This window comes from Neisseria sp. HMSC066H01, from assembly GCF_001837375.1.
Classification (GTDB): Bacteria; Pseudomonadota; Gammaproteobacteria; order Burkholderiales; family Neisseriaceae; genus Neisseria.
In genome coordinates this window covers 62,395-84,857 of sequence record NZ_KV832192.1, presented here as the reverse complement: position 1 = coordinate 84,857, position 22,463 = coordinate 62,395, and the positions used below count along the sequence as shown (strand labels likewise).

The following is a 22,463-nucleotide window of genomic DNA, read 5'->3' as shown; positions in this document are numbered from 1 at the left end:
CGTCTGAAACTGTTTTCAGACGGCCTTTTTGTGTTTACTGCCGATACGCGCCAACACTCCGGCGACAAAAGTGGACGAAATGACGACGGTAATGCCCAGCGCGGCCATGCTGCTTAAATGTTCGCCCAAAATCAACACCGCCATGATAACGCCGATGACGGGCTCAAGCGAAATCAGCAGGCCGGAGACGTTGGCAGGGACTTTATTCATGCCTTTGTTCCACAACAGATAGGCCAGCCAGCTGCAGCCAATCCCCATATACAACACCGACAGCGTACCGCCCCACGACCAGTTGATTTGATAGCTGTCTGCCAACACCAGCGAAAACGGCAGGCACAACAGCGCCGCCGCCGCCATGGAAGCCGCGGTAAATGCGGGCGCACCAATACGGGCAATCATTTTTTGGCTCGGGCGTATCACGCCGGCGAAACCGAATCCTGCGAGCAAAATCAGCAAACAGCCGAACCAGTCAATCGCACCGCCCTCTTCCGCGCCACCCAATACCATCATGCCCACACCGGCAAACGCCGCCGCGCAGCAAATCCAGTGGTACAGTTTGGCTTTGTCGTTGAAGAAGAAATGACCGACAAAGACCACCAGCAAAGGCTCCAGCCCGACCATGGTAATCGCGCTGGCGGCAGATGTGTATTTCAAACCGATAAACTGGAGCATCAAAACGACAACGTAGTTGACAAAGGAAATCCACAACAAGGGCTTCCACTCGCTCCGCGGAATCCTGCCCAAATAACGGCGGCATGACAGCAAAACCATCAACGCGGCAATCAACAAACGCGCCTCGACCATCAGCGCCGGGTCGATCATCTCGTAAGAATACTTGGCAGCGATAAAAGAGCTGCCCCAAATCAGCAGGGCAAGTATTTGATAGAACATGGTCCGACCTTTTAAAAAGGGTTAATCGTTTCTTCTCTATATTTATTATTCAGACGGCCTGGCGGGATTTTGGCCTTTTTTATTTTGTCTGCGTCAGCGAATCCAAAAAGTCGAAGAGTTTGGCATTCATTTCACTGAAATCCGCCGCTTCGATTTTATCTGGATGCTGGACAAAAGTTTGCGTTTGACTTTGTTCAGCCACATTGTCGCGCCCGTCCGCCGCAATCAGCAGCCCGACGGCTTCGCGGTCAAACTCCAAATGGGCCTGGAAGGCATAATGTTTGGGCGCAAAACGGATAATCTGGCGCGGACAACCTTTGCTGGTTGCCAACACAACCGCCTCATCCGTCAAACCGGGCATATCGCCGTGCCAATGGCCGGTATTCAGGGTTTTGCCCAACAGGGAAACATGGGCATCCGCCAAACCTTCCGCCGTCAGCTCAATCGGATAAATGCCGATTTCACGCTCAGGGCTGCGTGTGTGTCGCGCGCCGTAGGCAACGGATAAAAGCTGCGCACCCAAACACACGCCGACAATATATTTATCCGCCGCCATCGCCTGACGCATCAGGCGCAGCTCGGATTTGGGGTCGTAATACGGGAATGCCTGCCTGTCTTCATCAGGCGATTGCGGCCCGCCCATCACAATCAAAAAATCTATATCGTCCACATTGTCAGGCAGGGCTTCCCTTTCGTACACTTTGGTTGCACTGATGTTGTGTCCGCGCCATTGCGCCCATTTCAAATATGCGCCCGGCACTTCAAATGCCTCGTGCAGGATGAAATGGATATTTAATTTATTCGGATTTTGCATTCTTATTTCTCCTTCGACCGTCAGGACGGGTTGCCATGCCGCATTACAGCATACCATGCTGTTGTAATTTTTTACGCAGGGTATTGCGGTTCAAACCCAAAATGACCGCCGCTTTAGACTGGTTGCCGCCGCATTGCTCCATCACGCAGGCAAGCATCGGCTTTTCCACTTGATGCAACACCATATCATACACGCCGCAAGGTTCCGTACCATCCAAGTCTTTGAAATATTGTCGTAAGTTTTGTTCAATACATTGCGCAATGTCAGTCGTCGTTTGATTCATCGTGATTGTCTTTCTTTGGATTTGTTTTAAATGGATTTATTTTTAAATGATGAGGCCGTCTGAAACCCTTTAGCCTTCCCGATAGTGGCATACCCAGCGGTCGGTTTTCTCCGAAAGCGCCTCAAGATAGGCGGCAAGGGTATCGTATTGTGCTGCTGCGCTGTCCAAGCGGTTGATGTCCCGGCGTGTCTGCTCGCCGTCGGGCATTTCGTCGATGTACCAGCCGATGTGTTTGCGGGCGATGCGCACACCGGCGACTTCACCATAAAATTCATGCATGGCGCGGATGTGGTTCAAAATGGTGGCGTTGCATTCTGCCAAGCTCAAGGCCGGCGGCAAAACGCCGTGTTCGGCGTAATGTTTTAAATCGCGGAAGAGCCACGGCCTGCCTTGTGCGCCGCGCCCTATCATGATGCCGTCGGCGGCGGTTTGTTTGAGGACGGCGGCGGCTTTTTGCGGCGAAGTAATGTCGCCGTTGACCCAAACGGGGATGTTCAGACGGCCTTTGGTTTCGGCAATCAGTTCGTAACGCGCTTCGCCTTTGTACATCTGCGTGCGTGTGCGGCCGTGGATGGCAAGAGCTGCAATGCCTGATTCTTCAGCGATTTTGGCGATGGTCGGCAAGTTTTGATGTTCGTCGTGCCAGCCCAAACGGGTTTTGAGGGTAACGGGTACATCCACCGCGTTGACAACGGCTGCCAAGATTTCGGCAACCAGCGGCTCGTTTTGCATCAATGCGCTGCCTGCCTGCACATTGCAGACTTTTTTGGCCGGGCAACCCATGTTTATATCAATCACCTGCGCACCTAAGCCGACGTTATACCGCGCGGCTTCCGCCATCTGCTGAGGATCACTGCCGGCAATCTGCACGGCCACCACTCCGCCCTCGCCTTCAAAATCGCTGCGGCGCAGAGTCTTTTTGGTATTTCTAAGCGTCGGGTCGCTGGTCAGCATTTCGCACACTGCCCACCCTGCGCCAAACTCGCGGCAAATCCGGCGGAACGGTTTGTCCGTAATCCCTGCCATGGGGGCGAGTGCGATGGGGTTGTCAATGAAATAGCCGCCGATGTGCATGATGTGTGCGCCGAATTGAAGGGGCTGAAATTGTACAATTTTTAAGCAAATTTTCCAATCGTATTTACATGTTGCACAATGAAAAAGGCCGTCTGAAACTGGGTTTCAGACGGCCTTTTCAGCCAAAACATTTAAATAAACAACATGACAACCATCTGCACTGCGGCCTGAATCATGTCGATAATCGGCCAAATCAGTTTGGCCAGCAGGCCGGTAAACAACAGGATCAGGATAATCCATGTGCCGTATGGCTCGATTTTACGGAACTGCATGGACTGCTTGGCGTTAAGGAAGGTATCAATAAAAATACCGCCGTCCCAAGGCAAAATCGGGATCAGGCTGAATGCAACCCAAATCGAGTTCACCATCACGCCGTAACCGGCCATCTGCGCCAACGGTGCTTGATAAGACTCAGGCACATACGCGGCAAGTACGACGACAAAACCCCAAAAGAACGCCAAAATCAGATTGGCAATCGGGCCTGAAATCGACACCCAACGCCACGCGCGGCGCGGATCGCGGAAATTGCGCGAATCGATGGGCATGGGGCGCGCCCAACCGAACAGAAAACTGCCTATCATCAGACACACCAGCGGCACGACAATCGTACCGACAGGGTCGATGTGCGGCAGCGGATTGAGGGTCAAACGCCCAAGCTGCTCGCCGGTATGGTCGCCCCAATAACGCGCCGTATAACCGCGTGCCACTTCGCGCACGGTAATGGCCAACAACACGGGCAATACTGCCAGCAGAAATACGCCTAAATCAAAATTTGCAAACATGTTTTTCCTTATCAAACACGCCGTCTGAAAACAAAAAATATCCTTAAATACCCTTTCAGACGGCCTGAGGCTTTAATCTTCCTGTTTTTTGTCCGAACCGAAAGACTCTTTCAGCTCTCGCCAAGTAATGCCTTTACCTTGCGGGTTCAGCTTGAAGACCGGTTTGCCGTAATTACTGTACACGTTGTCGCCGATAATATTGATAGCCTTATGCGTACCGTTAATTTGTATATACATGCGGGAAGCCAACATGCGGCCTTTGCGGTCAAGATAATAGTCGACGACAGGATTGTTACCGAATATACGCTGGAAGCTAAGTGGCCGGTTATCACTTATGCTGACAAACATACTGAAAAATTCCCGCGCATTTTTATAATCTTCTTCTGTTGACCCTGGTTGAGGTGTTTTCTGTAATTTCGACAATTCTTCATCAAAAGCCTTAGCCATTGCTTTCATTACGACTGAATCATACTCTGGTTTCATGACATGACGTACACGATAGCGTGCATGGTTTGCCTTACCAAAAGCATCCATTTCTTTAAATACATATGCATCGACAGGCATAGCCTTATTGGCACTCAAAAAAGCACGTACCCCCGCCTCTGCAATATGATCAAAAGGCACGCCTTTCGAATCACCGATTTCTTTCAAACTCAATTTTAAAGGTTCTTTGATTAAACGTTTGCCGATGTTCTCATCAGTGAACGCATTAACAATGGCAGACACGCTGGCAGGCGGATCAACATAGACTTCCCATTTTGCCGCATCTAACTTCATAGGAAGCTTAACGCTGAGTTTTTCATTGTGGTTATCAATGGCCAGCTCAGGAATCAACTCAAACTGACGCGTTGACAAATCGACTGCCGACTCATAATTCAGATGAACCCCTTCCATGTAACTGGATATGGCAGGATATTTATCCAGATAATCGACGGCAACTTGTGCGATACTGCCGTCCGGCAAGGCATCAAGCATTGCATTGCGGAACTCGGCCTCTTCTCGTTCAGAAAACTCCTGCTTCAAAGCAGCATCGTCTTCTTGAGTAGCTTCCATAGAGGCTGCCGCATCTCCCGCTTTGGCTTTGCCATCCTCTGCTTTCACTTCGGCTTTCTTTTCCACCTTTTCATCTGCCAATACCGCTTCAGCCAATGGGCTGATATATACCCGGGAGCTGCCTGTGATGTTAAAGCTGTGGTCTTCTTTTAAAATACGGTCATTGGAAATCGACATTACCTCGTGTGCGGTTTTGTGATCCAAATTACTGCACGCGCTCAAACCAAATGCCGCAGCAATGGCCAAACCAATTATCTTCTTCATTCTGCCCAACCTTTTTGACGAAATGATTTCATTAGCACAATTTAACACAAGGAACCGATTCCATAAAGGCTTTCCAACGGCATGATTCATTGCTTCTCGCTATCATACCCAATTCGATCGCCCTATCTATTTCAAGCCTAAAGGCCGTCTGAAACTTCAAATTCAGTTTCAGACGGCCTTTGATTTCCTATTTAAAATGTTTCAGCTGTTTTACAGGCTGTAATACATTTCAAATTCCAGCGGGTGCGGCGCCATGCGGATACGGCGTACGTCTTCTTCTTTGAAGGCGATGTAGCTGTCGATCCAGTCTTTGCTAAACACGCCGCCGCGCAGGAGGAATTCGTGGTCAGCTTTGAGGGCGGCCAGTGCTTCTTCCAAAGAGGCGCAAACGGTTGGCACCAATGCATCTTCTTCCGGAGGCAGGTCGTAGAGGTTTTTATCGGCAGGGTCGCCCGGATGGATTTTGTTTTGAATGCCGTCCAAACCGGCCATCAACAAAGCGGCAAATGCCAAGTATGGGTTGGCGGTCGGGTCGGGGAAACGCGCTTCGATGCGGCGTGCTTTGCTGCTGTTCACAGACGGAATGCGGATGGAAGCGGAACGGTTTTTGGCGGAGTAGGCCAGTTTGGTCGGCGCCTCAAAGTGCGGCACGAGGCGTTTGTAGGAGTTGGTGGACGGATTGGTAATCGCGTTCAGGGCTTTGGCGTGTTTGATGATGCCGCCGATGTAATAAAGTGCGGTATCGGACAAACCGGCATAGCCGTCGCCTGCGAACAGGTTTTGACCGTCTTTCCAGATGGATTGGTGGACGTGCATACCGCTGCCGTTGTCGCCCATGATGGGTTTAGGCATGAAGGTGGCGGTTTTGCCGAAGTTGTGGGCAACGTTTTGAATCACGTATTTCATGTCTTGGGTTTGGTCAGCACGTTTAACCAGAGTGGCAAAACGCGTGCCGATTTCCATTTGGCTGCCGGTACCCACTTCACTGTGGTGCACTTCCACTTCGATGCCGAGTTCTTCCAAAATATTGACCATGGCAGAACGCAGGTCTTGGCCGCAATCAATCGGCGCAACCGGTGCATAACCGCCTTTGACGGCCGGGCGGTGGCCGGTGTTTTGACCGTCTAAATGCAGGCCGCTTGACCATGCGCCGCTTTCGGACGTGATTTCGTAACGGGTTTTGTGCATGTCGGTTTCAAATTCTACGCCGTCAAAAACGAAGAATTCAGGCTCAGGACCGAAGTAGGCGGTGTCGCCGATGCCGGAAGATTTCAAATAGGCTTCGGCGCGGCGTGCGATGGAGCGCGGGTCGCGGTCGTAGCCTTGACCGTCGGCCGGGTCGATAACGTCGCAGGTAAAGACAACGGTGGTATCGTCGTAGAAAGGATCGACGAAGGCTGTAGATGCATCGGGACGCAGCTGCATATCGGAAGCCTGAATGCCTTTCCAGCCGCCGATGGACGAACCGTCAAACGCCTGACCGTTTTCAAACCATTCTTCGGGATCGTCGAGGACGATGCGGGCGGGTACGGTAAAGTGGTGCTGCTTGCCTTTGGTATCGGTAAAGCGCAAATCTACGAAGCGGGCTTCGCTTTCTTCAATCAGTTTTACAGCGTCTTTGATGGACATCTTCAGCTCCTGAGGGATTGGGTTTAATTTGTTATTCTATCACGGTAAGGCCGTCTGAAATACATCAGGGCACCCGTTTTTACGCAATGAAATATAGTTTCAGACGGCAAGATTGTCAACAATATGCTTCGGTTTGTCTGTTCAAAAGCGGAATGCCCGCCCTTTTGTCCGAATGCCGACAAAACAGATGCCGTCTGAAAGCAGTTCAGACGGCATCTGTTGTTTGATTTGAAAACGGTCAACGGGGATAGCGGTTGCAGACAAATTTGTACATACTCTCTCCAACCGTACCGGGAATAACATAATTCCATTTAGCATAGGATGTGGTGTATCAGAATCAATAGAGTTTCCCGATTTGGAATACGCCGTTACCGTCAAAACCCTACGACGTTTACCACTGCAATCCATTTCTTCCAACGCTTTAGCTGTATTATAAAATTTTCCATTACTATACTTTTGCGGCTTGGCGTGCCTATGTTCAAACCATGCTCTATTGCCCGTACGGCTGTCTGCATCACCAAAAAATATGGTAGTGCCACCGTCATCACCTAACCACACCCAATCCGCCGCATCCGCCGGCATTGCCAACCCTAATGCAAATACTGCCAAGCACAACATCTTTTTCATGTCCGCCCCTTTCGTCCTTGTCAATAAAATAAAGTTAAATTGTAAAAAAATAAAGTTAAATTGTAAAAAAGAAATGACTTTTTTCAAGAAACAAATATTCCATCATACTACCTGACAACCGTTTCAGACGGCATCGTTTCCATCTGTACGCCGCCGTTATAAAATAGCCGTCCCGTTTTTTGGAACACGACCATGACTACCCTCCCCCGTTACGCCGTTTTCGGCAACCCTGTTGCACACAGTAAATCGCCGCAAATCCATCAGCAATTCGCACTTCAAGAAGGCGCGGCCATCGAATATGGGCGCATTTGTGCCGAAATCGGCGGTTTTGCCGAAGCTATTGCGGCGTTTCGTGCCGAAGGTGGGCAGGGTGCAAATGTAACCGTCCCGTTCAAGCAGGAAGCTTTTGCGCTGGCGGACGAGCATTCCGACCGCGCTTTGGCTGCCGGCGCGGTCAATACGCTGGTGTGGTTGGAAGACGGCAGGATACGCGGCGACAACACCGATGGTATCGGCTTGGCCAACGACATCACGCAGGTCAAAAACATTGCCATCAAAGGCAAAACCATTTTGCTTTTGGGCGCAGGCGGCGCGGTGCGCGGCGTGATTCCGGTATTGAAAGAACACCGCCCTGCCCGTATCGTCATTGCCAACCGTACCCACGCCAAAGCCGAGGAATTGGCGCGGCTTTTCGGCATTGAAGCCGTCCCGATGGCGGATTTGAACGGCGGCTTTGATATCATCATCAACGGCACGTCCGGTGGCTTGAGCGGTCAGCTTCCTGCCGTCAATCCTGAAATTTTCCGCGGCTGCCGCCTTGCCTACGATATGGTTTACGGCGACGCGGCACAGGCGTTTTTGAACTTTGCCCGAAACAACGGCGCGGCCGAAGTTTCAGACGGCCTGGGCATGCTGGTCGGTCAGGCTGCCGCCTCTTACCATATTTGGCGCGGATTTACGCCCGATATCCGCCCTGTTATCGAATACATGAAAGCCCTGTAACCATGTTCCGCATCATCAAATGGCTGATTGCCCTGCCCATCGGCATCTTCATTTTCTTCAACGCTTATGTGTACGGCAACATCATTACCTACCGCGCCGTCGCGCCCAGCAAAACCGCTTTCATGTCCATGCGCATGAGCCAGTTTGCAAGCGAAGGGCGCGATGTCGAGCTGGATTACCGTTGGGTGCCTTACGACCAAATCTCCGTCAACCTCAAAAAAGCCCTGATTGCTTCCGAAGACGCCAATTTTGCCGAACACAGCGGCTTTGACTGGAACGGCATCAAATACGCCATGAAACGCAACAAGCAAAGTGGCGAAGTCAAAGCCGGCGGTTCGACCATCAGTCAGCAGCTGGCGAAAAACCTGTTTCTTAACGAAAGCCGCAGCTACATCCGCAAAGGCGAAGAAGCGGCGATTACGGCGATGATGGAAGCGGTTACCGACAAAGACCGCATTTTTGAGCTGTATCTGAACTCAATCGAATGGCACTACGGCGTATTCGGCGCGGAAGCGGCGTCCCAGTATTTCTACAAGAAACCTGCCTCCGCCCTCACCCGCCAACAAGCCGCCAAACTCACGGCGCGCGTTCCGGCTCCGCTGTTTTACGCAGACCACCCTAAGAGCAAACGGATGCACAACAAAACCAATATCATCCTGCGCCGCATGGGTTCGGCAGAATTGCCCGAAAGCGATATGGATTAATTCAAAAGGCCGTCTGAACATTTCAGACGGCCTTTGTTTTTAGGCTTTCTCTTCCGGCTCCGGTACGTCAAACACTTGGCGCAGATAAGCGAGGAAGGTGTTGTTGGTGGTCATGGTTTTGCCCGGAGAGTCGGAGAGCTTGGCAACGGATTGGCCATTGCACTCGACGAGCTTCAAGACAATGTTCAAAGGCGTGTGTCCCAAATCGTTGGTCAGGTTGGTACCGATACCAAAACTGGTTTTGAAACGGTCTTTGAAGTATTGGTGCAACGCCCATGAACGCTCAATATCGAGGCCGTCTGAAAAGGTCAGCATTTTGGTGCGGCTGTCGATTTTGAGTTTTTTGTAATGTTCGTAGGCTTTGTCGCCCCAAACATAAGGATCGCCGCTGTCGTGGCGCAGGCCGTCGAAGAGTTTGGCGAAGTAAAGGTCGAAATCGCGCAAGAAGGCATCCATGCCGACCACGTCGGTCAGGGCGATGCCGAGGTCGCCGCGGTATTCATGTACCCAGCTTTCCAGCGCGGCTTTTTGGAAATTGCGCAAACGTACGTCCAAGGCTTGGAAGGCTTGGAGGAACTCGTGCGCCATGGTGCCGATGGGTGTGATGCCGAGTTTTTTGGCCAGATAAACGTTGCTGGTACCGCGCACGATATCGGGAGCGGCTTCTAATAAGGTGCGGATAACGTGTTCCTGCCATGCGAGGGTGTAGCGGCGGCGCGTGCCGAAATCGGAAATCAGGAACGGCGGATCATTCGGATTTTGAGTGGCCGCAATTTCTTTCAGCTGTTGCGCTTTGGCCTGTAAACGGCGCTCGCCTTCTTCGATGACGGCAGGCGTTTCCAAGCGGCGGAAATAGAGTTCGTTGACGATGGCAAGAATGAAAATCTCGAAGAACATCGCCTGTATCATCGGGCCTTCGATGCGGATGTTCAGACGGCCCTGATCGTCGGGACTGACTTTGACGAAGCGTCGTTGGAGTTGGAAAAGTTCGAGATAATCGACAAAATCGCTTTTGATAAAACGCAGACTGCGCAAGTAGTCGAGTTCGTCATGCGTAAAGCGAAGCTGGCACAGGGAGTCGAGTTCGCGTTCCAATTCTTCTTGAATATCGGCCAGCGGATACACCATCTCTTTGTTGCGGCAGCGGAATTCGTAGAGGCTGTGGGTTTGCGGGAATTGATGTAACACGACTTGCAGCATGGTGAATTTGTACAGATCGGTATCAAGCAGGGATTGGATAATGGGCTGATGAGCAGACATAAGCTTTCTCTGAGTAAACGTGGGCGTTGAGGTATCGATTTTAATGGAAAAGGCCGTCTGAAAGAAACCTTATTCAGACGGCCTTTATCTTATTAATCCAGCTGCGCTACGGAAACCGGCAATGAGCGGATGGTAGACAACATTGTGCTAGCATCTTTTTGCTGTTTGCGGAACGCGGCCATATTGGTCGGGGTCAGCTTCGGCGTCGGCAGGGCGACGGTAGTCGGGTTGACCGGCTGACCGTTGACGCGTGCTTCGTAGTGCAGGTGCGGACCGGTAGAACGGCCGGTTGTACCCACAAAACCAATCACTTCGCCGGCGCGGACTCTGCCGTCGGCAGGGCTGAACGCACTCATGTGACCGTACAGGGTTTCTACACCGTTGGCATGGCGAATCATCACGGTATTACCGTAGCCGCCTTTCCAACCTTTGAAAATCACTTCGCCGTCGGCAGCGGCCTTAATCGGCGTACCGGTCGGCGCGGCATAATCGATACCGGTGTGCATACGGACGGTATGCAGGACCGGGTGGACACGGTAGCCGAACGGGGAAGAAATGCGCGTGTATGCAACAGGCTCGGTATTGAAGCCTTCTTTTTGTTGCAGGGACTTACCGTTTTGATCGTAGTAGCTGCCGCTTTCTTCGTCGCCTTTGCCTTGGCTGTAATAATAGGCTTGGTAGGTTTTGCCGTCTTTAACCACTTCAGCCGCCAAAATATCGCCGACGGCCATTTGTTGGCCGCGGAAATACATGCTGTTGTACAAAAGGCGTACGGTATCGCCTTCTTTCAAATCGCTCATATTGAACGAGTCGGCAAAGATTTCTTTGAGCTGGATATACACTTCGGAAGGGATTTCGGCACGGAGCATATCGCCGATGGCGGAAGTGCGGATTTGCACGGAGCGCAGGGTCGGCATGGTTTTCATGTCGATTTCGGCATTGGAGATGCGCCATTTGCCTTTGACTTTTTCCAAAGCGACCAAGTTGCGTTCCAATTCTTCATCGGTAAAGAATTGAACGTCGGTCACCTGACCTGAAGAATCGATGCGGATGTTGACGGATTGGTTGGTCCGCAGGTTTTTCATGTCGAGGTTGGCATTGTTTTTCGCCATGATTTGCTTGATGTCTTCTTGGTTGACACCCATGCGCGTCAAAACGTCTGCCAAAGAGTCGCCGGCTTGGACGGCTTCTTGCGCCCAATAGCTGGATTGATAGGTATTAGTTTCCACATAAACGGCAGGCAGCTCTTCGGAAATACGCTCGACTTTGAAATCGGTCTGTGCTGGTTGAGGGTCGGTAATGGCGTATGCGGTCATGATGCCTGAAGCCGGCAGCAGAAACGCTAAGAGGGTTGCTTTGAATCGAGTGGAATATTTGTTTTTAATCACGCGTTATCCTTAATGGGGCGGTCTGTTTTTGAAGTTTGCAGAATGCCGGCACATCCGGCCTGCCGCGACCGCCTGCTGGTTTAAACAGTTTTGGGGATAAAGGACTTTGAGTCTTTTTTCCGATCTGAAAATCAGGTTTTCATTCGGAATGAATGAGGTTGTGTTTGAGATTGACGTTATTATCAGGGCTATTGTGTTGATTTACACCCTGTTTTTCTGAAATTTACGCCACGCATTTTAGCATGACAGCCCGTTTTTTCCAAACCGGCCGTCTGAACGGCTCTTTTTGAGTACGTGAGGGCAAGGTTCCGAAACGCATCATTTGTCGCGTAAAATAACGGTTTTTCTATCTATTTGCGCTTATGAAGCTGACCCTCGCCCTCCCCTCGCTCAACCGCTTTGCCGACGAATCCGTCCCTGAGCTTGCCTTACCTGCTTTTAACCGTCTTTTGCGTTATGGCACATTACGCAAAGAAACACTCAGGCCGTCTGAATTTTACGGACGCTATTTGTGGAACGGCAGCCTCATTGTCCAAGTGCAACGTTTACGCCACACAAGCCAAAAACGCACAGCCGCTTTTGCCTCTCCGGTTTGGCAACAGATGGGCATGCACCATGTCAACATTATCAGCGGCGAGTTTATCGGCATCCAAAAAGAAGAGGCGCAACGGTTATGTGCGGATTTGTCGGCGTTTTATCAAGATAAAGATTGGCAATTCGAGCCGCTTTGCGAAAGCATGTGGCTGCTCAGTATGCCGAAGATTGAAGATTGGGGCGCGGAATGTGTTTTGGATGTGTGCGGACAGCCGGAAATGGACGGTCAGGCACACGGCAAAGATGCGGTGTCTTGGTTGGCCATGCAGACAGAAATCCAAATGTTTCTCCACACGCATCCGATTAACCAAGCGCGCGAACAACAAGGATTGCCGGAAATCAACGGTTTGTGGCTGTGGAATGACGCGGACGGCGCACAGTCTGCGGATATTGTCGCTTCAGACAGCGCGTGGGCGCGTTTTTCAGATACGCCCAAAATCGATGCGCCATACGATTTGAAGGCTTGGTTTGAGATGGTTCAAGAAACAGGCAACACGGTTTCAGACGGCCTTATCTTTTTGGACGACTTGGTTTCCACCTTACAGACAGGCGATGTTTGGGCATACAAAGATATTTTGGAAAGCTGGGAAACCCGTTGGTTTGCGCCTTTATGGGACGCCCTTGATTCAGGCCGTCTGAAAACCGTGTGCATTGCCACAGACGGCGAAAACGGCGGCACGCTGGAAATCGGCCGCCGTTCAAAATGGGCATTTTGGCGCAAAGCTAAAACGTTTAACGGATCGTGGTAAGCGGTTTTAAGCCTCCAACGCCTCCAATTTGGCCGAAATTTTATCCCACACATCCTGCAACGGAATCGCTTTCAACAAACGGGTCGGATCGTTGGTATCGATGCTGTCAGGGTTGGGCAACTCGGCATAATCACCGGCATAAATGACTTCCGCCTGCTCGGAATACGGACGCCATTTGTCCACCCATGACGCCCCAAACAAAGCGATTTGCGGTTTATCCAAAGCAGCGGCGATGTGCATCGGTGCGGAATCGACACCGATAAACAGTTTGGCGCCCTCAATGGCCGCCGCCAATTCACGCAGGCTCAGGCATCCAGACAACACCCAAATTTTTCCGCCTTCAGGAATATTCAGACGGCCTATAATTTCCTGAAGCATGTATTGCTCGACATTGTCGGGGGAAGCGGTCAATACGACATTCTGCCCGCTGTTGAGCAGAAGCTGTACGATGGCGGCGTTTTTTCCGTCTTCCCAACATTTGAAATGCCAACGCGCACCCGGGTGCATCAATACATAATCTTCGCCGTTCCAACCCTGAGCACGCAATTTCTGCCGCATGCTTTCCCTTGCATCTTGCGCCACCCAAAGGCGCACCTTCGCATCGGCCACGTCTTCCGGTTGGATAAGCGGTGCGAGGATATTCAACTGATTTTCAACGATATGATGGCTGGTATCCAGCTCATGGTTGATAAAATCATGACAGAAACGCCACCAGAAACCGTCACGCTTGATGCAGTCCAAACCCACGCTGCAACGGGCGCACAGTTTGGCGATTATTGCCGCACGCCATTGGTCGGACAAGTTGAAAGCCCAGTCGTAATCGCGTGCCTTCAGCTTTGAAAAAAGGTTTTTCTCACACTTCAACTGCTTGAATACGCCCAGTTTCTTCCAATTTCGATCAATGGTAAAAATCTGCGCAATCTGCGGATTATCGGCAATCAGCTGCTCCGTACCGGCATACACCAGCATATCGATTTCGCAATCGGGGAAACGGGTTTTCAGTGCATCAACCACCGGCGTGCTCAAAAGCACATCGCCATGATGGCGCAATTTGATGATCAGGATGCGTTTGGGTTGGGATAAAGACATACGAAACTTTCAGACGGCCTGTTGATTGGCTGCTATTGTAAAGCGGAAAACAGGTTTCATAAAATACAAAACAGGCCGTCTGAAAGCTATCCTGCTGATTCATCGCTATAAAATCCGCACAAGCCATGCAATTTATATTACAATCCGCACCCCGTGGTTCGAAAACCTCCCACATTAAAAAACTAAGGAAACCTCATGTCCCGCAACAACGAAGAGCTGCAAGGCATCTCCCTTTTGGGCAACCAGAAAACCCAATACCCGAGCGAATACGCGCCTGAAATTTTGGAAGCGTTCGACAACAAACACCCCGACAACGACTATTTCGTCAAATTCGTCTGCCCCGAGTTCACCAGCCTCTGCCCGATGACCGGCCAGCCCGACTTTGCCACCATCTACATCCGCTACATCCCCCATATCAAAATGGTGGAAAGCAAATCACTGAAACTCTATCTCTTCAGCTTCCGCAACCACGGCGACTTCCATGAAGACTGCGTCAACATCATCATGAAAGACCTCATCGCCCTGATGGATCCGAAATACATCGAAGTATTCGGCGAATTCACACCCCGCGGCGGCATCGCCATTCATCCGTTTGCCAACTACGGCAAAGCAGGCACAGAGTTTGAAGCCTTGGCACGCAAACGCCTGTTCGAACACGATGCACAATAATCCTATTCAGACGGCCTAACACCTTTTTCATTGCAAGACTTTATTTATTGCACAGTCTCGCAAGGCTTCATGCCGTCTGAAATACTTCCGAAAGATTTCCATGTACGAATTTACCGCCGCACAGCAGAAGAAAGCGCTCTTCTGGCTGGTGCTTTTCCATATTTTCATTATTGCTGCCAGCAACTATCTGGTGCAGTTCCCCTTTCAGATTTTCGGTATTTTTACCACTTGGGGCGCATTTTCCTTCCCCTTTATCTTCCTCGCCACCGACCTGACCGTGCGCATTTTCGGCGCGCCGTTGGCAAGACGGATTATTTTTTGGGTGATGTTCCCCGCCCTGCTGCTCTCTTACGTCTTCTCCGTCCTCTTTCATGACGGCAACTGGACAGGCTGGGCATCTTTGGCCGACTTTAACACCTTCGTCGGCCGCATCGCATTGGCCAGCTTTTCTGCCTATGCACTCGGGCAAATCCTCGATATTTTCGTGTTCAACAGATTACGCCGTCTGAAATCATGGTGGGCAGCCCCTACTGCTTCCACCGTCGTCGGCAACGCTTTGGACACGCTGGTGTTTTTTGCCGTTGCCTTTTACGCTAGCAACGATGAATTTATGGCGGCAAATTGGCAGGGCATCGCATTTGTCGATTATCTGTTCAAACTCGCCATCTGCACCCTCTTCTTCCTGCCTGCCTACGGCATCGTATTGAGCATCTTGACCAAAAAACTGACTTCCTTAAACGTCCGTCAAGAAATGCCCGAATCGGTTTTAGCCGAATAAGCAATAGATAAAAAAACAAGGCCGTCTGAAACTTCAATCGTTCAGACGGCCTTTTATGTTTTAAACAATTAACCGGTCAATTGTTTGGTAATCAGTTTTTTCAGCGGAGGGAAGTTATTGCTTGCACGCAATACCAAACCGCGCAGCAGTTTCGCCGGAGCAGTTTCATTGGTAAAGAGTTTCAGCAGCATATTGGTGCCGTGGTAAATCGGATGGGCGTGGAGCATATGCTTGGTACTGTATTTTTCCAGCAGGCTCTTCGCACCAATATCCTGACCGCGTTGCTCAGCTTCAAGAACCAATTTAGCCAAAAGATCGGCACTTGCCAAACCCAAGTTAAAGCCGTGCGCAGTAACCGGATGCATACCGACCGCGGCATCTCCGATCAACGCGCTGCGTTTGCCGTAGAAACGTTGGGCAATCATGCCGACCAAAGGATAATTGTGAATGGTGCTGACCAATTCCATATCGCCCAGACGGCCTTTGAGTTGCTCTTTCACGCTGGCCGCCAATTCTTCCGGCGACATGTTTTTAATCGTTTCGGCTTTATCGCTGTCCACCGTAATCACCGTATTGGTCAAATGCTCTTCCAAAGGCAGCAACGCAATGGTGCGGCCGTAGTGGAAGCATTCATATGCGGTATGCAGGTTGGACAGAGTATGCTTCATGCGGCACACGAACATGGTGCGGCTGTAATCGTGCATATCGGAAGAAATGCCCAGTTGACGGCGCGTTTGCGAGAAGCGGCTATCGGCGGCCAACAACAGACGGCCGGTCAATATTTCGCCGCTCTCCAAAATAACTTGCGCCTCATTGTCGGAAGTTTTAACTTCTTTAACATTGGTGCCGGTCAGAATTTTCACGTTGTCCAATTTGGAAACGACTTCATAAGCGGCTTTACGGATGTTGTGATTGGAAATCAAATAGCCCAAGCAATCGGCAGGCTCGCCGCGCGCCTCAGTCGGTTGCGGGAAGTGGAGCTGGTAATCGGAATGACCGTTCAACACTTTGGCATCGCGCAAAGGATAAATTTCGTCTTTTGGAATCAAATCCCACATACCCAATCGCTGCATGATTTCGCGCGACAAGTGCGTCAGCGCGATTTCACGGCCGTCATACGGCGGATTTTGCAACACTTCTAAAGGACTTCTTTCAATCAGGGTTATGTTCAACCCGCTTCCGGCCAACTCTGCGGCAAAACTTAATCCGGCAGGGCCTGCGCCGACGACGAGAATATCACTGTGTAAGCTCATGGGAGGAATTCCTTGTATTCAACTGATACGGATTTTTTCAGACGGCCTTAAGTTTACTGTGTTTAGCTACATGAGGGTAAATCAAAGGCATTTGATAGATTATATAGAAAGCATTGATAGAATAAAACAAATGTTATCAATTGTAAGCGCGTTTTTACTTTGGCCTTAATATAAATCAAGCTTCACGACATACGGATTTTATCAAACGGACAAAACAGTCTGACAAACAAAAACCGCATTCCGAAAAGGGAATGCGGTTTTCAATCGTAAAACGATTATTCTTCAGAACCGGTGTAAGGACGGATGCTGACAGTTTTACGGTTCAGCGCGCCTTTGGTTTTGAATTCAACGTAACCGTCGACTTTAGCAAACAAAGTGTGGTCTTTGCCCATGCCTACGTTGTCACCTGCGTGGAATTTAGTACCGCGTTGACGAACGATGATGGAGCCTGCCGGAATCAGCTCGTTGCCGTAGGCTTTAACGCCCAAGCGTTTGGCTTCTGAATCGCGACCGTTGCGGGTGCTACCGCCTGCTTTTTTACTTGCCATTTGTAATACTCCTGAACTTACTTGAAATTAGGCGATTGCCACGATTTCGATTTGGGTGAAATTTTGGCGATGGCCTTGGCGTTTTTGGTAGTGTTTGCGACGACGCATTTTGAAAATGCGTACTTTCTCGCCACGACCATGAGCAACGACTTTAGCTGTTACTTTTGCGCCTTCGATAAAAGGTGCGCCTACTTTTACAGATTCGCCGTCAGCAATCATCAAAACTTCAGTCAGTTCGATTTGGCTGTCGAGTTCGGCTGGTATCTGTTCTACTTTCAATTTTTCGCCAACGGAAACTTTGTATTGTTTACCGCCGGTTTTTACGACCGCGTACATACTCAACTCCATGAGAATTAGGTTAACATTCCGCACACCATGTGCGAAACGAGCTATTCTATTTCTATTTGCCTGTTTTGTCAAAATTTATTTTATTTACAACTGAAAAGGCCTTCTGAAAGATATGTTGCATGCTTTTTAACTGATATAATCACGCGCTGGATTGCTGATATTTTTATGCAACGTTATTACCCCGACCGAATGTACGGGTTTAAACAGATTCATTGGAGCCTCCGCTCCGTTTTATCAACAGAGAATGTTTTATGCTCGAAAACCTGCCTTACTTCCAACGCCACCTGCCCGATGACCTTGCCAAAGTGAACGCGGTCATCAACCAAGCTGTTCAATCCGATGTCGCGCTGATTTCGCAAATCGGCACATACATCATCAGCGCGGGCGGTAAGCGACTGCGTCCGATTATTACCATTTTGGCAGGCAAAGCAGTCGGGCATGACGATGAAAAGCTGTATTCGCTGGCGGCGATGGTGGAATTCATCCACACCTCCACCCTTCTGCACGACGATGTCGTCGATGAAAGCGAATTGCGCCGCGGCCGTAAAACCGCAAACAACCTCTTCGGCAACGCGGCGGCCGTTTTGGTCGGCGACTTCCTCTATACACGCGCCTTCCAACTGATGGTCGGTTCGGGCAGCATGCGTATTTTGGAAGTGATGGCCGATGCGACCAACATCATCGCCGAAGGCGAAGTCATGCAGCTGATGAACATCGGCAATACGGATATTACCGAAGAGCAATACGTCCAAGTCATCCAATACAAAACAGCAAAACTGTTTGAAGCGGCCGCGCAAGTCGGTGCAATTTTGGGCAAGGCATCCCCCGAACACGAGCAAGCCTTGAAAGACTACGGCATGTACGTCGGTACGGCTTTCCAAATCATTGACGATGTTTTGGACTATTCAGGCGAAACCGAAGAAATCGGCAAAAACGTCGGCGACGATTTGGCCGAAGGCAAACCTACCCTGCCATTGATTTACCTGATGCGAAACGGCTCCGAGCAGGCCGCCAACGATGTGCGCCATGCTTTGGAAAATGCCGACCGCAGCTATTTTGAAAAAATCCACGACTACGTCGTCAACTCCGACGCTTTGCCGTATTCGATTTCCGAAGCGAAAAAAGCCGTCGACAAAGCCATCGCTTCATTGGACGTATTGCCTGACAGCGAAGTCAAAGAAGCCATGATCCAACTGGCAAAAGAATCTTTGGCCCGAGTATCTTAATCCGATGAATTTCAGCTTTGTCCCTTTGTTTCTGGTTACGCTGATTTTTTTGGGCGTCGTCAGCAACAACAACTCGATTACGATTTCGGCGGCGGTATTGCTGCTCATGCAGCAGACGGCCTTGTCGCAATATCTTCCCTTGGTGGAAAAACACGGTTTGCATCTGGGCATCATCCTGCTGACCATCGGCGTATTGAGCCCACTGGTTTCCGGTAAAATCCAGATTCCGCCGGTTTCCGAGTTTATCAATTTTAAAATGATTGCCGCCGTCCTTATCGGCATTTTGGTTGCCTGGCTTGCCGGACGCGGCGTTCCATTGATGAGCGAACAGCCTGTTTTGGTAACCGGATTATTAATCGGCACGGTCATCGGCGTTGCCTTTGTCGGCGGCATTCCGGTCGGCCCTTTGATTGCCGCCGGCTTATTGTCTTTTTTTGCCGGAAAGGTTTAAAATCCCCTCCTTTACCGCCTCGCCATAGTTCAACGGATAGAACGTATGCCTCCTAAGCGTAAAATACAGGTTCGATTCCTGTTGGCGAGGCCACAGTCTCAATAAAAGCCTTTCATACTTTTTGAAAGGCTTTTTTATTATCAATAATAAAGGCCGTCTGAAACTTTTCAGACGGCCTTCTTATTTCGCCAAACCGTTAACCCGGACGACCATCCGAACGCGGACGGATCAGCCAAGGAATATATTTCCATGCGTACAACAGCAAAGAGGCGGCAAACAAAGCGGCGGAGCAACGAATACTGTGCGTATATGCCGTACCGTTCACAAAAGTTGCCAAAACACGGACAACCGTTGCGGCTATCATCAACCAAAAGGCAACAGGAACTACTTTAGGCGGCGGATAAATGGAGTTGCCGGTATGGCCAAGCGCGGTTCGTGCCATCATGCCCAAAGTCAGCACGCCGATACCGCCAACGCCGATAAGGTGCACGCCCAAATTCAGGAAACTTGGAACCCAATAAGAAATGCCGACAGCAATCAAGCCCAAGCCGGTAAACAGATAGCCGGCAAACAAAATCCAAAGCATAGGCTCTTTCAGCACGGCTTTATACCACCAGCGGTACACCTGCACGGTAAAAATCACACCGGCAGCCAGAGCAAACAACGCGGCCAGTCCCGGCAAAATGTTATGCGCCATCAGCATGGCGGTCAGCATAGGCAGCCAAAGTGAAGCGTGCGCCACCCATTGAGGGCTGGGAATTTGCGGCACGTTCAGGCGTTTGGACGTAAAGAACGAGATAATCCGCATACCGATCAAACCGATAAATCCGGCCACCATAATCAAACCGGATTGCAAACCGGTCATCAGCGCAATGGCATCAAACGGCTGCACTTTCAGATGGAAGGCGAAATGGGTGCCGCCCAAAACAAAAATAGCGAACACGGCAACATAGTTGCGCTTGTTTTGAGAACGGATTACCGGCAAAGCCATGCATACCGCGCCATACCAGAAAAAGATCGTACCGAATATGCCGCTTGCCGTTACCCCCCAACCGGGGATAAACATACAAATGCGGGCCAACAGCCAAAATGCGGTCAAACCGGCCAACGCCTTACCGCGTGTCGGCGGCTGGCCTGTCCAAGTCGCCACGGCCGTCAATAAAAATGCAATGACAACCAATCCGGCATAGCCCCAAATCATTTCATGGGCATGCCAATAAAAACCCGGCAACTCAGGCGTACCCTGAAAGCCGAAGCCCCAAAGCAGTATAGACAATGCGCCATACAAAGCCGCCAACGAATAAAACGGGCGGAAGGCCATTGCCCAAACCGGGTGTTTGAACAAATCGGTCATGGTGGTTCCTTCAATTTTTATATCATCATAAAACAGCAACAGAGGCCGTCTGAAACTTTTCAGACGGCCATCGACTCCTTTTCCTGTTACACATTTTCAGGCAAAGGCAAAAAAGGTTCAATCGCAGGGAAAAGCTCGCGCTCCTCAAAGCGCGCATGATCGCGCAAAGTAACAGCAAACTCCTTATTCCATGATTCATTCATATATTCAGGATGCGCCATCATCGCACGCAATTTGGCATGATCGCCTTCAAAACGCTGCCGCAACGCAGGATCAATTTTATCCCAATACGGCGCAAACATGGTTTCCTCTTCCAAAAAATGTGGCTCAAGCTCAATAAAATGAGGATCCAGCTCCGCCTGATGGCTTTGATCGGGCGTACGCAGGAGACGGACGCACAACGACAGCGAGCCATGATGTTCGCGGGAAAGTTCTATTAAGGCAGGATGGCGTTTCAAGGGCTTCATAAGTTCGTTATAATGGTAACAGTTTGTCAAACTGGATTAATTCAAATGTTTCAGATATTATGAAACCCAATCCCACATAAAGTCAAACAGCCCCTCTCCAAGCACTACGCTTTTGACATATAATAAAAATATCTAAAGAGCCAGCCATGTATCTGACCCAACATACCGATTACGGATTGCGCGTATTGGTTTATACCGCCATCAACGACGACACCCTCGTCAATATCGGCACCATTGCCGAGACTTACAATATTTCCAAAAGCCATTTGATGAAAGTGGTTACCTCATTAGTCAAAGGCGGTTTTCTGGTCAGCGTGCGCGGCAAAGGCGGCGGTTTGCGCTTGGCAGACAATCCTGAAAACATCAATATCGGTGCAGTGGTGCGCCATCTTGAGCCGATGCAGGTTGTCGAATGCATGGGCGACAACAACGAATGCCTCATCACCCCATCCTGCCGACTGACCGGTATCATCACCGGCGCCATCAAAGCCTTCTTTAATCATTTAGATCAATACTCACTGCAAGATCTTTTGGACAAGCCGACTTACGACATACTTTATACACCGCGCATCCCGATCAACGAAATACGCGGAACGGCCGACTAAATCTTCAGGCCGTCTGAAAACAATCCAGCCATACTGAAATGGTATTACTTAAATAATAAAAAATGCCGTCTGAAATGAAGATTTTCAGACGGCATTGGTTTACAAAACACTCTACAGCTTAAATAGCTGACTTTCATTCGATAGGTTAATTTTTATGCTAAATATATCGAATATAAGACAACAGAAAAACCTAAAATAAGAATAATCATAGCAACCGTAAAACTTATTCTTAATATTTTCAAATAAAATTTATTGGAGATTTTTTGTATTCCAAACAGTATCTTGAAAAATTTTAATTGCATACTTCTATGAGTAAATAGATATTCAAAAAAACCTATATCCATCCCTTCTGATTTTAATATTTTATATAGCATTACTAGATTAATGATAACTGCAATAAAATACAAAAATGCTAAAAAAAACTGAAAATAAGGAAATAACTCCACCAAACTACTCCTTCTTTTTTAAAAAGGATTTTCCCTAAAAAACATATTGGACGACATAACCAAATTGTTATTGCCGACATTATATTCCAATCTTTCGCAAACCAATAAATACAAA

General features: G+C 49.7%; 23 protein-coding genes, 1 tRNA gene, 1 pseudogene and 1 riboswitch. Of the genes and pseudogenes, 9 read left to right on the top strand and 16 right to left on the bottom strand.

Annotated features, from left to right (window positions below; genetic code table 11):
* Positions 1-15: 15 nt before the first annotated feature.
* The 8 genes and pseudogenes from HMPREF2551_RS02395 to HMPREF2551_RS02360 all read right to left on the bottom strand — a co-directional run bounded on the left by HMPREF2551_RS02395 (position 16) and on the right by HMPREF2551_RS02360 (position 7,417).
* A complete protein-coding gene (locus HMPREF2551_RS02395; protein ID WP_070836977.1) occupies positions 16-891 on the bottom strand; it encodes a DMT family transporter in 876 nt (291 codons plus the stop codon).
* A gap of 79 nt (positions 892-970) precedes the next feature.
* The gene (locus tag HMPREF2551_RS02390) at positions 971-1,705 is read right to left on the bottom strand and encodes a glutamine amidotransferase-related protein (RefSeq protein ID WP_070836976.1); all 735 of its coding nucleotides are present in this window, start codon (positions 1,703-1,705) and stop codon (positions 971-973) included.
* A 43-nt stretch (positions 1,706-1,748) separates the two neighbouring features.
* On the bottom strand, positions 1,749-1,988 hold the full coding sequence (locus HMPREF2551_RS02385) for a Fis family transcriptional regulator (protein ID WP_003684241.1): 240 nt from the start codon (positions 1,986-1,988) through the stop codon (positions 1,749-1,751).
* Between the two features lie 69 nt (positions 1,989-2,057).
* Entirely contained in the window at positions 2,058-3,062 is a 1,005-nt protein-coding gene (gene dusB, locus HMPREF2551_RS02380) for a tRNA dihydrouridine synthase DusB (protein WP_070836975.1), read from the bottom strand.
* 131 nt (positions 3,063-3,193) lie between these two features.
* Positions 3,194-3,844: a site-2 protease family protein gene (locus tag HMPREF2551_RS02375; protein ID WP_070836974.1), complete on the bottom strand. Its 651-nt coding sequence runs from the start codon at positions 3,842-3,844 to the stop codon at positions 3,194-3,196.
* A gap of 72 nt (positions 3,845-3,916) precedes the next feature.
* Entirely contained in the window at positions 3,917-5,251 is a 1,335-nt protein-coding gene (locus HMPREF2551_RS02370; protein WP_283122401.1) for a hypothetical protein, read from the bottom strand.
* 120 nt (positions 5,252-5,371) lie between these two features.
* On the bottom strand, positions 5,372-6,790 hold the full coding sequence (gene glnA / locus HMPREF2551_RS02365; RefSeq protein WP_003748442.1) for a type I glutamate--ammonia ligase: 1,419 nt from the start codon (positions 6,788-6,790) through the stop codon (positions 5,372-5,374).
* Positions 6,791-7,028: 238 nt separating this feature from the next.
* Positions 7,029-7,417 (bottom strand): annotated as a pseudogene (locus HMPREF2551_RS02360) (surface-adhesin E family protein).
* Positions 7,418-7,609: 192 nt separating this feature from the next.
* On the opposite strand from HMPREF2551_RS02360, the gene aroE reads away from it, so the two are divergent.
* Positions 7,610-8,419, top strand: coding sequence for a shikimate dehydrogenase (aroE, locus tag HMPREF2551_RS02355; RefSeq protein ID WP_070836972.1), 810 nt, complete (start codon positions 7,610-7,612; stop codon positions 8,417-8,419).
* A 2-nt stretch (positions 8,420-8,421) separates the two neighbouring features.
* Complete coding sequence (mtgA, locus tag HMPREF2551_RS02350) at positions 8,422-9,123, top strand: monofunctional biosynthetic peptidoglycan transglycosylase (protein ID WP_003748438.1); 702 nt, start codon at positions 8,422-8,424, stop codon at positions 9,121-9,123.
* Positions 9,124-9,162: 39 nt separating this feature from the next.
* Here mtgA and pncB read toward each other — a convergent pair whose 3' ends face one another.
* Both pncB and HMPREF2551_RS02340 read right to left on the bottom strand, forming a co-directional pair.
* Complete coding sequence (gene pncB, locus HMPREF2551_RS02345) at positions 9,163-10,383, bottom strand: nicotinate phosphoribosyltransferase (protein WP_070836971.1); 1,221 nt, start codon at positions 10,381-10,383, stop codon at positions 9,163-9,165.
* Positions 10,384-10,475: 92 nt separating this feature from the next.
* Positions 10,476-11,771 (bottom strand): M23 family metallopeptidase, encoded by a 1,296-nt coding sequence (locus HMPREF2551_RS02340; RefSeq protein WP_003748435.1) that lies wholly within the window; start codon positions 11,769-11,771, stop codon positions 10,476-10,478.
* 362 nt (positions 11,772-12,133) lie between these two features.
* Between HMPREF2551_RS02340 and HMPREF2551_RS02335 the strand changes: the two genes are divergently transcribed.
* A complete protein-coding gene (locus tag HMPREF2551_RS02335) occupies positions 12,134-13,114 on the top strand; it encodes a hypothetical protein (protein WP_070836970.1) in 981 nt (326 codons plus the stop codon).
* Between the two features lie 6 nt (positions 13,115-13,120).
* Here the strand turns inward: HMPREF2551_RS02335 and rfaQ are convergent, their stop codons facing one another.
* Entirely contained in the window at positions 13,121-14,203 is a 1,083-nt protein-coding gene (gene rfaQ / locus HMPREF2551_RS02330) for a putative lipopolysaccharide heptosyltransferase III (RefSeq protein ID WP_070615473.1), read from the bottom strand.
* Positions 14,204-14,350: 147 nt separating this feature from the next.
* Positions 14,351-14,395, top strand: a riboswitch (PreQ1 riboswitch).
* A 3-nt stretch (positions 14,396-14,398) separates the two neighbouring features.
* Here rfaQ and queF point away from each other — a divergent pair.
* Both queF and HMPREF2551_RS02320 read left to right on the top strand, forming a co-directional pair.
* A complete protein-coding gene (gene queF, locus HMPREF2551_RS02325; RefSeq protein WP_003748427.1) occupies positions 14,399-14,872 on the top strand; it encodes a preQ(1) synthase in 474 nt (157 codons plus the stop codon).
* Between the two features lie 100 nt (positions 14,873-14,972).
* Entirely contained in the window at positions 14,973-15,650 is a 678-nt protein-coding gene (locus HMPREF2551_RS02320; protein WP_004518802.1) for a 7-cyano-7-deazaguanine/7-aminomethyl-7-deazaguanine transporter, read from the top strand.
* A 68-nt stretch (positions 15,651-15,718) separates the two neighbouring features.
* Here the strand turns inward: HMPREF2551_RS02320 and ubiM are convergent, their stop codons facing one another.
* The 3 genes from ubiM to rplU all read right to left on the bottom strand — a co-directional run bounded on the left by ubiM (position 15,719) and on the right by rplU (position 17,787).
* Complete coding sequence (gene ubiM, locus HMPREF2551_RS02315) at positions 15,719-16,903, bottom strand: 5-demethoxyubiquinol-8 5-hydroxylase UbiM (protein ID WP_070836969.1); 1,185 nt, start codon at positions 16,901-16,903, stop codon at positions 15,719-15,721.
* Positions 16,904-17,178: 275 nt separating this feature from the next.
* Positions 17,179-17,451, bottom strand: coding sequence for a 50S ribosomal protein L27 (gene rpmA, locus HMPREF2551_RS02310; RefSeq protein WP_002212328.1), 273 nt, complete (start codon positions 17,449-17,451; stop codon positions 17,179-17,181).
* Between the two features lie 27 nt (positions 17,452-17,478).
* Positions 17,479-17,787: a 50S ribosomal protein L21 gene (gene rplU / locus HMPREF2551_RS02305; RefSeq protein WP_002216394.1), complete on the bottom strand. Its 309-nt coding sequence runs from the start codon at positions 17,785-17,787 to the stop codon at positions 17,479-17,481.
* A 263-nt stretch (positions 17,788-18,050) separates the two neighbouring features.
* Between rplU and ispB the strand changes: the two genes are divergently transcribed.
* From ispB to HMPREF2551_RS02290, 3 genes are all read left to right on the top strand, one after another.
* Positions 18,051-19,025 carry an octaprenyl diphosphate synthase gene (gene ispB, locus HMPREF2551_RS02300; RefSeq protein ID WP_003748423.1) on the top strand — a complete coding sequence of 325 codons (975 nt, stop codon included), beginning with the start codon at positions 18,051-18,053 and terminating at the stop codon, positions 19,023-19,025.
* 4 nt (positions 19,026-19,029) lie between these two features.
* On the top strand, positions 19,030-19,476 hold the full coding sequence (locus tag HMPREF2551_RS02295) for a DUF441 domain-containing protein (protein ID WP_004518807.1): 447 nt from the start codon (positions 19,030-19,032) through the stop codon (positions 19,474-19,476).
* A gap of 18 nt (positions 19,477-19,494) precedes the next feature.
* Positions 19,495-19,569: transfer RNA gene (locus HMPREF2551_RS02290), tRNA-Arg, on the top strand.
* Positions 19,570-19,672: 103 nt separating this feature from the next.
* Here the strand turns inward: HMPREF2551_RS02290 and HMPREF2551_RS02285 are convergent.
* The gene (locus tag HMPREF2551_RS02285) at positions 19,673-20,830 is read right to left on the bottom strand and encodes an NnrS family protein (protein ID WP_049321983.1); all 1,158 of its coding nucleotides are present in this window, start codon (positions 20,828-20,830) and stop codon (positions 19,673-19,675) included.
* Positions 20,831-20,916: 86 nt separating this feature from the next.
* Positions 20,917-21,297 carry a hemerythrin domain-containing protein gene (locus HMPREF2551_RS02280; protein WP_049321982.1) on the bottom strand — a complete coding sequence of 127 codons (381 nt, stop codon included), beginning with the start codon at positions 21,295-21,297 and terminating at the stop codon, positions 20,917-20,919.
* Between the two features lie 146 nt (positions 21,298-21,443).
* Between HMPREF2551_RS02280 and HMPREF2551_RS02275 the strand changes: the two genes are divergently transcribed.
* A complete protein-coding gene (locus tag HMPREF2551_RS02275) occupies positions 21,444-21,902 on the top strand; it encodes an RrF2 family transcriptional regulator (RefSeq protein WP_004518811.1) in 459 nt (152 codons plus the stop codon).
* Positions 21,903-22,463 lie beyond the last annotated feature (561 nt).